At 55.8% G+C, this 14,844-nt stretch carries 10 protein-coding genes and 1 pseudogene; 4 read left to right on the forward strand and 7 right to left on the reverse strand.

Annotated elements, in window-relative coordinates; genetic code table 11:
• Positions 1 to 71: 71 nt before the first annotated feature.
• Positions 72 to 2,027, forward strand: coding sequence for an asparagine synthase (glutamine-hydrolyzing) (gene asnB / locus ACR0A1_RS20050; protein WP_480868991.1), 1,956 nt, complete (start codon positions 72 to 74; stop codon positions 2,025 to 2,027).
• Here the strand turns inward: asnB and ACR0A1_RS20055 are convergent.
• Entirely contained in the window at positions 2,024 to 2,950 is a 927-nt protein-coding gene (locus ACR0A1_RS20055) for a glycosyltransferase family 2 protein (RefSeq protein ID WP_170567789.1), read from the reverse strand. The two genes, asnB and ACR0A1_RS20055, sit on opposite strands and share 4 nt — an antisense overlap.
• Positions 2,951 to 3,399: 449 nt before the next feature.
• Between ACR0A1_RS20055 and xrtD the strand changes: the two genes are divergently transcribed.
• On the forward strand, positions 3,400 to 4,998 hold the full coding sequence (gene xrtD, locus ACR0A1_RS20060; protein WP_480868994.1) for a VPLPA-CTERM-specific exosortase XrtD: 1,599 nt from the start codon (positions 3,400 to 3,402) through the stop codon (positions 4,996 to 4,998).
• A gap of 323 nt (positions 4,999 to 5,321) precedes the next feature.
• Here xrtD and ACR0A1_RS20065 read toward each other — a convergent pair whose 3' ends face one another.
• Positions 5,322 to 5,999, reverse strand: a complete 678-nt coding sequence (locus tag ACR0A1_RS20065) for a class I SAM-dependent methyltransferase (RefSeq protein WP_170399542.1) — start codon at positions 5,997 to 5,999, stop codon at positions 5,322 to 5,324.
• Positions 6,000 to 6,129: 130 nt separating this feature from the next.
• A complete protein-coding gene (locus ACR0A1_RS20070) occupies positions 6,130 to 7,179 on the reverse strand; it encodes a glycosyltransferase (RefSeq protein WP_480437946.1) in 1,050 nt (349 codons plus the stop codon).
• Between the two features lie 292 nt (positions 7,180 to 7,471).
• On the opposite strand from ACR0A1_RS20070, the gene ACR0A1_RS20075 reads away from it, so the two are divergent.
• The gene (locus ACR0A1_RS20075) at positions 7,472 to 8,428 is read left to right on the forward strand and encodes a hypothetical protein (protein ID WP_170567783.1); all 957 of its coding nucleotides are present in this window, start codon (positions 7,472 to 7,474) and stop codon (positions 8,426 to 8,428) included.
• Positions 8,429 to 8,445: 17 nt separating this feature from the next.
• Here ACR0A1_RS20075 and ACR0A1_RS20080 read toward each other — a convergent pair whose 3' ends face one another.
• From ACR0A1_RS20080 to ACR0A1_RS20095, 4 genes are all read right to left on the reverse strand, one after another.
• A complete protein-coding gene (locus ACR0A1_RS20080; RefSeq protein WP_480563009.1) occupies positions 8,446 to 10,893 on the reverse strand; it encodes a tetratricopeptide repeat protein in 2,448 nt (815 codons plus the stop codon).
• Between the two features lie 124 nt (positions 10,894 to 11,017).
• Positions 11,018 to 11,848 carry a CpsD/CapB family tyrosine-protein kinase gene (locus tag ACR0A1_RS20085; RefSeq protein ID WP_170399530.1) on the reverse strand — a complete coding sequence of 277 codons (831 nt, stop codon included), beginning with the start codon at positions 11,846 to 11,848 and terminating at the stop codon, positions 11,018 to 11,020.
• A gap of 30 nt (positions 11,849 to 11,878) precedes the next feature.
• Entirely contained in the window at positions 11,879 to 13,417 is a 1,539-nt protein-coding gene (locus ACR0A1_RS20090) for a GumC family protein (RefSeq protein ID WP_170399527.1), read from the reverse strand.
• Positions 13,414 to 14,295, reverse strand: coding sequence for an ExeA family protein (locus ACR0A1_RS20095; RefSeq protein ID WP_170567779.1), 882 nt, complete (start codon positions 14,293 to 14,295; stop codon positions 13,414 to 13,416). The genes ACR0A1_RS20090 and ACR0A1_RS20095 overlap by 4 nt, the downstream gene beginning before the upstream one ends.
• Before the next feature lie 264 nt (positions 14,296 to 14,559).
• Between ACR0A1_RS20095 and ACR0A1_RS20100 the strand changes: the two are divergent.
• A pseudogene (locus ACR0A1_RS20100) lies at positions 14,560 to 14,734 on the forward strand (IS3 family transposase); the annotation flags it as partial.
• Positions 14,735 to 14,844: the final 110 nt, after the last annotated feature.

The following is a 14,844-nucleotide window of genomic DNA, read 5'->3' on the forward strand; positions in this document are numbered from 1 at the left end:
GTACGCTTGCCTCATGTTCTCCGCCCCGGCATTAAGACTAGGGAAATTTGTTAAGGTATTAAGACCACGTTATGTGCGGTATCACCGGTTTTCTCTGGCCTCCGGGTCGCCCTCAGGTACAGGACGCTCCGACCTGCGTTCAGGCGATGATGAGTGCCATTGCTCATCGCGGTCCTGACAGCCAGGGCCATTGGGTCGATGAGGAGGTAGGCGTTGCCCTGGGCCATCTGCGACTGGCCATCGTCGATCTGTCACCTGCGGGACACCAACCGATGGTGTCGTCAACCGGGCGTTACCAACTGGTCTACAATGGCGAGATCTACAACCACCGAGCCCTGCGAACCGAATTGGAAGACACAGGTAAGGCGCCGGAATGGCGCGGTACATCCGATACCGAAGTCATGCTGCGTGGCTTCGAGGTCTGGGGGTTCGAAGAAACGATCCGGCGTACCCAAGGCATGTTTGCCATCGCGCTGTGGGACCGCGAGGAGAGGAAGCTTCTGCTGGCGCGCGACCGTTTGGGGGAAAAACCGCTTTACTATGGCTGGCAGGGCACTGGAAAAGACGCACTATTCCTGTTCGGGTCAGAACTCAAAGCACTGCGCACGCATCCCGCGTTCCGCGCCGAAGTGCGCCGCGACGCGCTGGTGGCGATGCTGCGCCACGGTCATGTCCCCGAAGACCTGACGATCTATGAAGGGCTGATGAAGCTGCGTCCGGGCGAGATGGCCGAAGTCTCGCTGACAGCCCCCGGCTTCGCCCGCAAGTTTTACTGGAACGGGGGTGCCATTGCTGCCGCTCCCCGCGGCCCGGTGCCAACTGATGCTGAGGCCATCAACCAGCTTGAAGCACTCCTGCTGGATGCTGTCGGCAACGAGATGATGTCAGACGTGCCGCTTGGAGCCTTCTTGTCGGGCGGCATCGACAGTTCGACCATCGTGGCGCTGATGCAGCACCTATCAAACAAGCCGGTACATACCTTTTCCATCGGTTTCCACGAAGCCCGCTATAATGAGGCCGTATTCGCCGCCGATGTGGCGAAACATCTAGGCACGCACCACACAGAACTTTATGTAGGCGACACAGACCTGCGCGACGTGATCCCTCGATTGCCTACTATCTATGACGAACCTTTCGCCGACAGTTCTCAAATTCCGACGTTCCTAATTGCCGAACTGGCGCGCCAACACGTTACGGTGGCGCTTTCTGGCGACGGTGGAGATGAGCTTTTCGGCGGTTACGACCGCTATCAGCAAGGCGCGGCGCTGCTCAGAAAGCTGGCATTGATGCCCTCCCAATTACGTCGTCTTGGGGCGGGGGCCGTTCGCGCTCTCCCCGCAACGCTTCTGAACCAGTTGATCGAGCCCATCCGCGCAACTCCGCAAGGCAAGGAACCCAACGGTCAGCGTCTGCATCGCTTGGCCAATTATGCCGCGAGCCACAACGTAGATGAACTGCACCGCAAGATGGTATCGGTTTGGCGCTTCCCAGAGGCCGCAGTCATTGGCGGTTCCAACCCGCCTTCGATCCTGGCTGATCATCTCCCTCCGCGTGGCGATCTGGGTGTGATCGAACGGATGATGCAGTTGGATATGTTGGCCTATATGCCTGACGACATCCTGACCAAGGTCGATCGGGCGACCATGGCTGTGGCACTGGAAAGCCGCGCGCCCCTGCTCGATCATCGAGTGGCCGAGTTTGCCTGGGGGCTGCCCCTTCACATGAAGGTCCGCGGCGGCCAATCGAAATGGCTGCTCAGACAGGTGCTCCACCGATACGTCCCCCGAGAATTGATCGAGCGCCCGAAGATGGGTTTCGAAGTTCCCATCGGCCTATGGTTGCGCGGAGGGCTCAAGGACTGGGCCGCTGCCCTGCTGGCCCCCGAGCGCTTGGCCCGAGAAGGATACCTGGACCCCGTCCTGGTCGGGCAGCTTTGGTCCCAACACCAAGCTGGGACCCACAATTGGGGTCATCAGCTGTGGAATGTGCTGATGTTCCAGAGCTGGCTGGAGATGTATGCGGACTAAGTTGAGCCGAGCGACCACGCCCGGGCTTTTGCGGCCTCCTGCTCTGCAATCGCCCGAGCTTTGCCTTTGAACAACGCCCGACGCTGATAGGCCCGAATGAAAGCGCGCAGCTCGGGGTCATCGAGCTGCTTTTCCCCCCGAAACCAGGCCCCCAGATAACCCCGCACTGTGGCTAACCCGCCCAGCACATATGGCCTGTCGGTCATCCGAAAGATTGCCGTCGCCAAAAAGAAAAGCGGGTCGGACCCCATGAAATACTGCCCGAACCCGTGGCGGCGGCGACCGGTATAGATTGAGGTTTGGCTCGACCCCATGGGCCTCAGATGTTCAAACCTCAGGTCGGGGTCATCCCACGAACGCGCAATCCAACCCAACTGGCGCGCCTTATGACAGTCGATGGCGTCCCACATGACCTCGCGTACGAAGCCGCCGATATCGGAGAAGCATTCACGGCGGTAGAACTTGGTCATACCGACACTCATCTCGTCACCACGGCGCTCCGAGATCAGCTTGCCATCCTGACGAATATAGGGCTTGCCCGAACAGGTGCCGAGCCGCGGGTCAGTCTCCATCCGTTCGATCAGCAATTCGAAATAGCGCGGCGGCAGGTCCAGATCGACGTCGAGCTTGCAAAGATAGGCATAATTTTCCAGCGAAACAGTGTCTAACCCTGCATAAAACGCGTCAATCACACCAGGACCAACGGCCCGATGCCCGCGGTCGGACGCGGAGACGATGCGTATCCAGTCATGCTTTGCGGCATATTCGGTAAGAATATCCATCGACCCATCGGTTGAGCCGTCATCGACGATCACCCAGAGCGACGGCGTCTCGGTTTGCGCCACCACACTGTCGAGCGTGCGCCGCATATAGGCCGCTTCGTTCCGGCATGGAGAGATCAGGACATAGGTGCGGTCAGTCATAAACAATCAGGCAGTTTGCAAAATCTTTCAGCGTTTTGTCCGGCCTATCCATAATGTGTGAGGTATATAGGTTTATTAAATCTTTTATATCTCGCCCCCGTGTTCTGATCCTTGCAGGAGACTGTAACTTTATATGGCCTTCATTACCGGCGGTCGGATACAAATACTCGCGCGCAATGGTGACCTCTCCGGCAATGAGGAACAAATTTCGCCATGTGCTGAGTAAATCGTAGCCTCGAACCAAGCTCAAGGCCATTGAAACATTTCTCCACCGCCGCGAAGGCTATACTGTCAATCTATGTACTTCTAACACAAAAGCCGCCTAGACGATGAAGATCTATGACATGATTTTGTCTGGTGGGCGTTTGAAAAGCTTTAATGACTACGCTTAGGATGACATAGCTTCCGCAAGATACGGCAACCCGGCCCGACCAGATAAACAGATCCTCATGACTGAATCCGCAGCCCAAACCGTTCTGAACCACCGTGTAGGTAAAAGCCTGCACTTGGGCCTTTTATGGCTTTTGGTGGCGACGGTGGGGGCGTTCATATTTCTATCACCAGGACTTGATGCGCTGCGCATTGCCTGGGGCCTGCCAGAGTACTCACACGCTCCGTTGATCCCGGTTCTGTCCGGGCTTCTTTTCCTCCGCCAACTCAAAGACTACCCCGAACGGCCCGGACCCATTGGTGATCGTTGGGTCGGAGTGGCAGTCGTGGCATTGGCACTCGTTTTTGGTGCGTTGGCACGGCTGGCTAATATCGACGACATGGCCGCCTATGCGCTGATCCTTTGGGTCGGCGGCATTCTTTTGATCAGCTTTGGCTGGTCCACCGGAAAACACTTCTGGCCGCCGGTACTGCATCTTGTCTACATGCTACCGCTGCCCGACACGCTCTATTACAAGATGTCTACCTGGCTGCAACTGATCTCATCCGAATTGGGCGTATGGATGCTAGGGCTTCTGTCCGTACCGGTCTTTCTTGACGGCAACATCATTGATTTGGGCGTCACCAAACTGCATGTGGCCGAGGCCTGCTCTGGGCTCAGATACCTCTTTCCGATCCTCAGCTTCAGCTACATCTTTGCCATCCTTTACAAGGGCCCGATGTGGCACAAAGCTATACTGTTGATCGCGGCCGCGCCGATCACCGTCATCATGAACTCGGTCCGCATCGCCATCGCGGGAACCGTCGTCAACTACTACGGGCTCGACTGGTTGGACGGGTTTACCCATTTCTTCGAAGGATGGGTGATCTTTGTTGCCTGTGTGTTGCTTCTGTTTGTGCTTGCCCGGATCATGCTGTTCTTTAACCCCGTGAAGATGAGCCTTGCCGAGGCTCTGGATCTGGAAACGGACGGGCTTTGGACTCAAGCCAAACGCATACGTTTGGTTCAGCCTTCAGCCGCACTAATCACGGCCGCCATTCTGGCCGTCGGGGCCGTCGCAACATGGCAGATGATCCCCGAACGCGGCCAGATCGAAGTGGCCCGTGAACGCTTTGCACTTTTTCCCCGAACCCTCGGCGACTGGCGCACAACCCCCCATCAGCGGCTTGACCCAGTTGTGGAGGAGACGCTTGGCGCCGACGACTACCGCCAGGTCAATATGACCCGAGCGGATGGCGCTGAGGTCGGACTTTTCATGGCCTGGTATGCCGATCAGGGTCGGGGTGGCGTTCATTCGCCTGAGATATGCCTGCCCGGTAGCGGCTGGGAGATCGCCTGGCTGGAACGAACCGACATCGCTGCAGAAGTCGGCAGCGCGACGCCCTTCATGATCAATCGCGCGATCGTTCAGCACGGCGAGGCGCGGATGATGGTTTTCTACTGGTTCGACCAAAAAGGCCGAAAGGTAGCATGGGATCTAGCAGCAAAGTTCTGGCTGATGGTGGACGGCATCCGAGAAGGGCGGACAGATGGGGCACTCATCCGGTTGAGCACGCCGATTAGACCAGGTGAAAGTGATGCAGCAGCGGAAGAAAGGCTGCTGGATGCGCTGATGGCGATTGAACCGCCATTGCCTCGGTTTGCACCGGCGGGATAAACTGGGTCTAAACTCTTGACGCACCCCGGAGTGAAATGAACAACGAGGGATGTTCCGGGTTTTGGACGCATCGTCTCAAATCCTATTTTGTCATTCTAAATTTCTGGATTTAGTTCGATTCTGAACGATATGGATGATAAGTTCGCCCGTGCGCCAATATAGCCCAAACGGTTCGAGCAATTTTGATTGCCAAGGCGACTACGACTAAGCGAACGGGCTTTTTCCCCAGCACAACTCTAACCCAAAGCGCGTTTTTCACCATTTGAGTTCCGTCTCGGTACGAGCTCAAGCTAGGCTGCAATGAATGGACTGGCTTTCGGCGCCTACATCTGCTCTGAAACCCGGCCCTTGCTGTTAGACGGAGGTTTGTAGGCCACGTAACTCTTGGGGAACCCAAACTTCCATTCCGTCCACAGTATGCAATTAGGGAACAAAGACAAAATTTCAGCTCTCAGTAAGACAGTTGTCCCGGCCACCATGTCCGTCCAAGCAGGCAATTTCTTATACCAACGAGAAATTAATCGGCGTTTTAACCACTCAGGATAGGCCCACCAAAACGGCATGTTGCAATGAGCTTCAATTGGAAACCAAATAGAAGGAGTTTGAACCCAGTAGCTTGGCGCCAGTCTCAAGACCTCTTCAGCCATCGCTCTACGCTTGTCGATCGCACCAACATGCTCAATCACACTATTGGAAAAAACTATGTCATAAGACAAGTCATTGGCAAAGTTTACGTCACATGCGTCTCCGTCCAAAATTTCAATCTCATGCAACTCGTGACTTGCATCAACCGTCTTCTCAGGATCTGGCAGATTTACGATTGTCAGTTTCAGAGGGACAGGGAAACCTCTCCAAAATTCTACCGTTCCCCCTAAGTCGATGATGCGTTCGCCGCCTTTAATTTTCATACGCTTCAAAAACTGAGCTTGGCGACGTTCGCGAGCCGCATCGGAAAATGGCTTCTTCATACTCATCAACGTATTGAATAAAAGATACTTCATATCGAACCCTTATGATATGTTTGCATGAAACATGTTCGTGGCTTTGTCGCACAAACCCGGTGAAGCTACCCATTGATCCGGGCTGCGGGGGAAGGTCACCACAAGACGACCTTCCCGGGCAATCCGTTGTTTAAAGATACTTCTTAATGATCTCGCAGCGGTGCTGGAAGACCGCATCGTCGGTATAACCCTCTCCATCCCGCAAGGCTCGGGCCATCATGTCTCCGAGGAGTAACCGATCTCCAGCAATCGACTGCACTGTTTCACTCAGGGCAGCGACATTGTTCAGTGAAACGAGTTGTCCTCCACCATGAGTCGAAATCAGATCCTCGGGATAGGCGCTGCTATAGCCGACGATCGGCGTGCCAGAGACCAGCGCTTCGATTAGGCATCGCGGGGATTCCGGCGTCTTGTGGCAGAAAAGGAAAATATGGGCCTGTCGCAAGTGGTCGAAAACCGCAGCGCGGTCATTCACGAAACCTGTGAAGGTGACGTGGCTCTCAAGGCCTGCGTTGGCGACGCGCGCCCTCATGTCTGCTAGATCCGGTCCATCACCCAGCCATGTGGCTTGGAAATCCACTTGTCGCTTGGCAAGTGTCTCAAGAACCTCCACCCAGTCTTGCGGACCCTTCATCGCGCTCGCCCTTCCTGTATAGACGATCTTCAGGGGCCCATTGTTCGCAGCGACAACCTTAGCTTTCAGAGCTTCGGGAGGGAGATGCTCCGAGGCCTTGATGTGGATGTCGTGCACGAGTTGTGGTTGGCGGCAATAGGGGGCATAGGTCTCATAGGTTTCCTTGCCGTGAAACAGGCCCAGAGCCGCGCGTCGGATGATAAATTTTTCCCATTCCCACATGGGCCGATGTTCTAACCGCGCTCTGATCCGGCGATGCCAGAGCGGGTTACTAGACGCTGTGCGGCGGGTTACCTCAGATTCCACCCGGTCGGTCCAGATCGCAAAGGGTCGACCCGCCATATGGGCCTGCCAAGCCCCAACCGATCCCCAATCTCCAGTAAGGCCACCGATGGAGAAGGCTACGTAGTCAGCTTTGTCGATCTCCGCGCGTATTAGATTCCGGGTGGCTCGATAGTGGCGAAAAAACTGATCAGGACGATAGGCCGTTGGCAGAGGCAAGATACGAATGCGATCCAAGTTTGGCCCAACGTTATTGATTGGCACCCAAGCGTCTGGCAACTTTGTATGAGAGACGGGGTGCATCGTAATCAATTCATCAAAATGTTCCGCCCAGAGCCTCAGCCCATTGCAAGCTTGATCCTCAAGATACAGTCCGGAATCGGTTTGCACTAATGGTACTGGCGCATAAATTAGTAGCTTGCCCGAGTTGGTCATGAAGATCTGTGTATCCCGTTATGAAATCGATTCCAGAATGTATACCTTGCAATGAACTAATTACCGCTGCACATATCCAATAGGGTTCATTTTACCATTAAACACGCACACGAATACGAACATGATTTTACATCGCATCAAACGAAAACTCACGCCACTATTGCTACTTTTTCTATCCGCTTGCGGCCTGGTCAACCGCTGCAGCACGCCTGATCCGGTGGACGAAGCGCAATTCAGCATGATCTACGATAGGCCTGCATCGGCACCCGAGGGCCCACTCAATGTCTATCATCTGGGGCACAGTCTCGTGGGACCATACATGCCGGGGATGTTGCAGCAATTGGCGGAACAGGGCGGCAGCGAGGGACACAGTTTCAACAGTCAGCTTGGTTGGGGGACGCCGCTACGTGCGCATTGGGAGCCAGATGTGGTGATCAATGGGTTTGAAGAGTCTAACGGTCCTCCCGCCTTTCGGGATGCAAAGGAAGCCATGGCGTCAGGCGACTATGACGCGGTGGTGTTGACCGAAGCGGTCGAGATCAAGGATATGATCAAGTATTTCGCGCCGCATGAATATCTGCGCAACTGGGCCGTCGCCGCTTGGGAGGGCAATCCAGAGACACGTGTTTACCTTTATGAAACCTGGCATCCATTGGATGATCCGGAGGGTTGGCTCACACGGCTCGACCGGGATTTGAGTCTTTATTGGGAAGGCGAGATTCTCAAACGCACGCTGGCCTATGAAGAAGTCGACAAGCCGATCTATGTCATCCCAGCCGGGCAGGTCATGGCAGCTTTTGTGCGCAAGGTTGAGGCTGCTGGCGGGGTTGGGCCCATCCGTGATCGCAACGATCTGTTCCATGACAACATCCACTTCAGTGAATACGGTGGCTATCTCGTGGCGCTCACTCACTACGCTGTACTTTATGGACGCTCGCCCGTTGGCTTGCCTCACCAATTGCAACTGGCTGATGGTAGTCCGGCTGCTGACCCAGGTCCCGAAGCGGCGAGGTTGATGCAGGAAACCGTTTGGGAAGTGGTCACATCTTATCCACCAAGCGGGGTGCTCCAAAACTGAAAGCGGCGCGGGCCAGACTATTCCTCCGCAGGTGGGAGTGCTTCCAGCCGCGTGATCTCGTCGCGGGCGATGGCTATCTGCGGGCGGGGGTCGTCTTCCCCCGCAAACTCCAGTACCCGGCGGTACTGTGCGATGGCGTCCTCATCGCGCTCCAAAGCGGCGTAAGTCTGGCCGAGGTGGAATTGAACGATTGGATCCTGCGATAATTCTGCGGCGGCGCTTTCGAGATAGGGCAGGGCCTCTTCCGCCTCACCGCGGCGAAAGACAAGCCAGCCATAAGTGTCCTGAAAGGCGGGCACATCTGTGCCGTTCAGGCGCCGGGCTACAGCCCAGGCGCGTTCAAGGCCGGCGTCATCTGTCTTGTGGTTTGTCAGCAGGCTGGCGAGATTGTTGGCGGCAACAAGGTCGTTGGAATTGCGCTCATAAAGCAGCTCATAATTGGCAATGGCGCCATCAATATCGCCAGCCGCTTCCAATTCCCCGGCTTGCGCCCAAAGAAGTTCGCGGTTGTAGGGCAGAGCGGCGCGCCCGTCACGCAGGGTCTGTGAGGCGCTGTCGTCTTTTCCCTGAAGGCGCTGGAGGCGATAGAGTTGGACCCAAGCCCGACCCCGTCTGGGATCTTCTTCCACCAGGATCTGAATCTGATTTTCCGCCACATCCAGTGCGCCATTGGCGGCATGTGAGGTGGCCAGAATGAAACGCAGGGCTGCATTGTCAGGATATTCCGCGACAAGCGCCTCAGCCTGTCTCAGGGCTGCCTCTGTTTGCCCGCTGCTGAGGCGTGCGCGCAGAAGCGCAATCTGAGTGTTGAGGCTGGCGTCTTCCCGCTCCGCGAGTTCGCGCAGATATCCAAGCGCCTGTTCGACGCCTTCGCGGCTGCCCAGAAGCCGGGCCTGAAGCGCATCCGCCACTGCAAGGGTCCGCTCTGTGCTGATGCGGCGCAGGCGCGCGATCACGCTGTCAGCGCGCGCGTAATCTTCCGCAGCCAGATAGACTTCGCCCAGAAGCACCAGAATATCCGCATTGTTCGGTGCCCGACGCAGGGCCGGGATCAAAACCTCTTCCGCCGCGATATAGCGTTCGTCACTTGCCAGAACCCGGGCATAGCGCAAAGACGGTTCAGGCGCATTGTCGGAGGCATCCACCGCCAGCGCAAGGAAATCGCGGGACAGTTCGTGATTGCCAGCGCGCGCATAGGCCTGGGATATCAGGTCCATGGCGGCGACATCATCGGGCGCCGTATCAAGGGCTAGACGCAGCGTGGCGATGGCCTCGTCCGCTTTGTCGTCCTGGATCATCCAGGCCGCCTGCATCTTGAGCGCTTCGACACTGTCGCTGTCTGCTTCGAGCGTGTCTGCCACCAGTTGGCGCGCGCGGGTCTCGTTGCCGGTCTGAAGCAACATCCGGGCCAGTGTGATGCGGATGCGGTTGGCTGTGTCGGAGTCTTCTTCGGTGCCTTCCAGCATTGTTTGCAGCGTTTCGATCGCCGTGTCTTCTGCGCCGTTTTCGAAATCGATGGCCGCAAGAATGATCTGTATCCGTTCTGGGTCCGCTGCGACCTCCAATGCAGCGCGCAGCTCGGCGCGTGCGGCGTCTGGCCCCTGTCTCTGGTTTATGAAACGCACTAGATCGATGAAAAGCGTAGGGTCTTCTGCCGCCGGATCCGACACCTCGCGGAGAAAGGCTTCCACCTTGTCAGGCTCGCCCCGGGCCAGCAGGAACTGAATGAGTTGGGTCTTAGGTTCATCATCCTCGGCAAACCGGATGACTATGTCGCGTAGCTGTGTTTCAAGTGCTGTGAAGTCGCCTTGCCGTTCGAGCAGGACAAGTTTTTGCGTATAGAGATCGCGATTGTCCGGCTGCTTGGCGATCATTCTCTCCAGCTGTACCAAGGCCTGATCGATGGCCCCGTCGCGGACATAGGCGTCAAAGAGGATCAACTGCAGGATGTCATTATCCGGGGCCTCTTGTGCCAGACCCGCAGCCTGATCGCGCACGGCATCTCGTGCTGGACCATCGCGCGCCTCCAACGCTTGCTCATATTGCAAGGCCAGCGCGATCATCTCAGTGCGCGGCGCGTCAGGCGCGAGAGCAATCACCTCGGTTGCATGGCGGGAGAACTCTTCCCAGTTGCGTGCCGCAAATGCAATCTCTGCCAGTACCGTGCGCCCTTCGACATGATCAGGCACCTGTTCGACCAGCCGCAGATACTGGCCATAGGCGGCCTCCTTGTCGTCTTTCTGCAGCATCAAAGCTGCCATGGTTTCGCGCGCTGCGACATGGTTGGGCATCAGTTCAAAGACATTGCGTAACTCGACCGCCGCCCGGTCGAGATCCCCTTCTTCGATTAGTTCTTGGGCTGAGGCGAAATAGGCTTCGGCGCGCTCTTCAACGGACTTACAGGCCGTCAGGCCCAAGCAAAGCATGAATGTCAGAAGCAGTCGCCTCAAGATTCGGGGAGGCATAGATTTGGTCCTAATCATGGTCGCCTATTCGGTTCTGCAGTCTTTTGTATGTTAAACTGCTCTATGTAGGAGCGTTTGCCTTCAGGGCTTCACTGTTCCTGTCAAACCCTGCCTCTGCCAAACATCAGCTCAGATCGCTGTCAGAGAGTGTGCCACGGCGGCAGCCATTTAATGCCACTCCCAGGACATTGGTATTGGCGGCAACCTCGATTTCAGTCCGATCAAGCTTTTTGAACTTGGTATATTCCGCCCGTGCCACGATCAAAGCGCAATCGACATTTTTGAGGAACGCCAAAGCTTTGTCAGAAGAAAGGGCTGAGGGTAGATCGAAGATCATGATGTCGGGAGCATAGTCGCGTTGGATGTCATCGAGAAACTCAGCTGTGCGGTCCATCATCAGAAAACGCGTGGGGTCTTTTTCGGGATGAGGTGAAATCGACACAGCCACATTGTCTGTCACCCGCACCGCCTGTTTTTCAAAGGCGATCATATCCGTGAGCACTTCCGGCAGACCATAGCGCATCTTGAGATCGAAAAACTCATGCACCGAGGGTGAGCCAAGATCGAGATCAAACAACATTGTGCGCGAACTTGTATGCCGTCCCAGACCCAGTGCAAGATTGCAGGCCAACGTGGTCTTGCCACAAGATGGTTCCGGCGAAGTGATCGCCAGACGCGACCAGCCGTTTTGCTCCATCTGAAGAATAATCTTGGTGCGTAGAAGGTCAAAAGGGGTGGCATCACTGTTTGCCTCGCCCGCGATGATCCGGTGCTGTCGCAGCACCGCAGGCGACAGGTCAAAGCGGGGCAATGCCTCCCAGATGGTTTCTGTCGTATTAGATTTGGAAGGCTTGCGCACGTGTTGATCTCGCAGAACGGGACCTGGGCGTACGGTCTCGGTAGCCTCATGGCGTGCGGCGCGCGCCTTCGCGAGAGCGGCCTGCAATTTTTCCATCCAGCTTTACCCTTCTAACCGTGGCGTCTTTCAAGCCAGGCCCATCTGGACCAGAACCCGGTTCACCAATATCTCGAGCGGCACATATTCAGTATGTACGTAATAAAGCGCCGCTGGCACAGCTACTATCACAATAGCCAAAGCACTCAGCCTAAGCAGGCGCCGCCGCCATTTCTCTCCCCGGCTTTCCAGATAGGGGATGACGCCAATGGGCACGATTTCAAACCGGGACTGCAACTCTGCAGGATGGCGCACCCGCTGATTGAGCAGTTCAAGAAGCATGAAATATGCCAGCGCCAATGCGCCACCAACAGCGCCTCCCATCACCGCGATTTTTTTGCGTGCCGGCCCAGACGGTTCCTGCGGTACGCTGGCGCCTTCGATGAGGCTAATACGCTCGCCTTGCGCATTGATTTCTATTCGCTCTGCCATGCGAGCTTGGTTAAGATTGCCCAACACTGAGTTGTAGCGGGTTCGGGCGCTTTCGAGATCTTGTTCGAGACGCTCCAGCGTAATCGAATTGGTGGCCGTGGCGGCAATTGCGCGACTTAGTCGCTCCAATTCTTCGTTCACGCGCACAATCTCCAGATCGATCTCTTCGATGCGTGAATCCATTTCTGCCAGTGTGATGTCGAGAAACGTCGGCTCTGCCTCCGTCCCCTCCTGCCAATCCCCGGGATCCCCTCCGGAGATTGCGAGTTCTAACTGCTCAATCTGTCTGCGCAGTTGAACAACCCGCGGATTGGAATCGGAATAAACGGTCAAATCCTCCGCCAGTTGAAGCTCGAGTTGCTGCAGGCGCTGCTCTTCTGGCGAAAGTTCTCGTCGCGTATCGGAACCAAGCCGCCCGGTTGCTTCAAAAACGGCGATCATCTCACTTCGCTGACTAACAATGGAAGCCCGGTCCTGCTCAAGCCGACCAAGCCTCTCCTGCAATGTGGATTGGCGATCTTGCCGATAGCTGAGATCTTCTGGAAGAGCGTCGACATTTTCATTCTTGAAGGCGATGATCCGACTGGATTCTTCTTCTATTTCTCCAGCAAGCCGCGCGGCCTCCTGTTCAAAGAAAGACAAAGTGTTTTCTGTCCGCTCGCGTCGGAAAGAACTATTCGCCTCCAGCACAAGGGTCACATAATCATTAACGACATCTGCCGCGATTTGGGCGTCTCTGGCATCAAATTGGATGGCCATCAGGGAGGCTTGACCGCGCCCACCACTGCGAAGGATTCTGGTACTGTCCCGCATCGCCTGCACAATCCGGTCGGGCGTCATTGCAGCCATGCCTTCGAAGACCTGATGTCTCTGGGCGATATCAATGAGATTGGCCCGTGTCATCAGCTGTTCTTCTATCAACTGCAACTGCTCGGCCACTTCGGTTCGGATCGTAGATACCACCATTTCATCGGGGATTTGCGGCGGATCCACCTGCAATCGTGCTGAGGACATGTATGTCGGCGGCAATTGCAAGGCTGTGACAACCCCAAGCCCGGAGCAGATCAGAAACAGCGCCATCATGACCGGCAGGCGCCGCTTGAAGAGAGACCAGTAAAATCGAAATGGCAGGTTCATTTGGCAGATTTTCCAGTCAAGACGTAATGATCCGCCAATGACACAGGCGCAGCTACTGTCTTCAGGATCACGCCATCGGCGATCAATTCCTCGATCGTTGCCTCATCGACACGCGCCTGATCAGCGCTGGCAGCATAGACCAGCGCCAAATCGCAAATCTTGTTGATCATCCGCGGCACCCCACCGCTATAGTCATAAATCTTGTTCAGAGCGGCTTCAGTGAACTCCTGGCCGCTGCCCCCGACATGCCGAAGGCGGGAAATGATGTAGTCACAGCTGGATACTGCATCCATGGCCCCCAGATGATAGCTGACAGAGACGCGCTGTGCGAATTGGCTGAACTCTGGCTGCGAAATCATGTCACGCAGTTCCGGCTGGCCAATCAGGATCAGTTGCAACAATTCGTCTTTGCTGGAATTGACATTGGTGAGCATGCGCAACTCCTCCAATGTCTCTTCGGAAAGGTTTTGCGCTTCATCAAGGATCAACAGGACCGATCGACCATCTGCATATTGCCCCAGCAGGAAATCGACAAATTGTTGGTAAAGCTCCACATAGTCGGCATTAGTGTCGTACGGCAAGTCAAAGGCGTTGAGCACCCAGCGTAAAAGCTCGCCGCGCCCGCCCTGCCCATTGGAGATGAGCCCCACCACCACATCATTGTCGATGCGCTCCAGCAGCGCATAAAGCGACGTGGTCTTTCCCGCGCCAACCTCACCTGTCAGCAAAGTAATCGGTGCGCGCGTCACCAATCCGTATTCCAGCACCGAGAACGCACGCTTGTGGCCTTTGGACCAGAACATGAAATCCGGATCTGGTGGCAGCGCAAACGGACGCTCCCGAAACTGGAAATGTTGGAGATAAAGATCCGCTTTCAAGATACTGATCCAAATATTCTGGTCCGTTGGCCGGGCACGATATTCCGGTTCGAGCCCAATGCATACAATATTCTCGTCCAACGGACTATAACGGCCCTTTTGACACGTTTAAGATAAAGCACTTGGAGCTCGGATTAAATGGGTAGGGTTATTCGAAACAGAGTGTTTCCGATTGGCCATGTCTGACGTCAGCACCAATGGGACAGTTGAAGGTGATTTGATTAGAGAGGGTTTCTGGCTCATCGTAACCGCCAAGGAGTGGAGATGAGAAAGCAACCCGGAACCAAGCTGAGCCACGGTGAGAAGGTCGTAAAGGACATTCGCCGTGCGACCCGCAAACAGTATTCCGCAGAAGAAAAGATCAGGCCTTTCCGGATGGCCGGAAGGGTGAGGATAGCATGCCGAGTTCTGCCGCTGTGAAAGCATTGCACAGAGCCTCTAATACAGCTGGTCCAAAGAGCTCCTGGAGGCGAACACTGCAATACAGACAACCCGTAAACGGCAATCACTAACATGCTGTGTTCATAGAGTGAATCCCCAAGTTTGTGC

It is taken from the genome of Ruegeria sp. D6 (assembly GCF_056534365.1).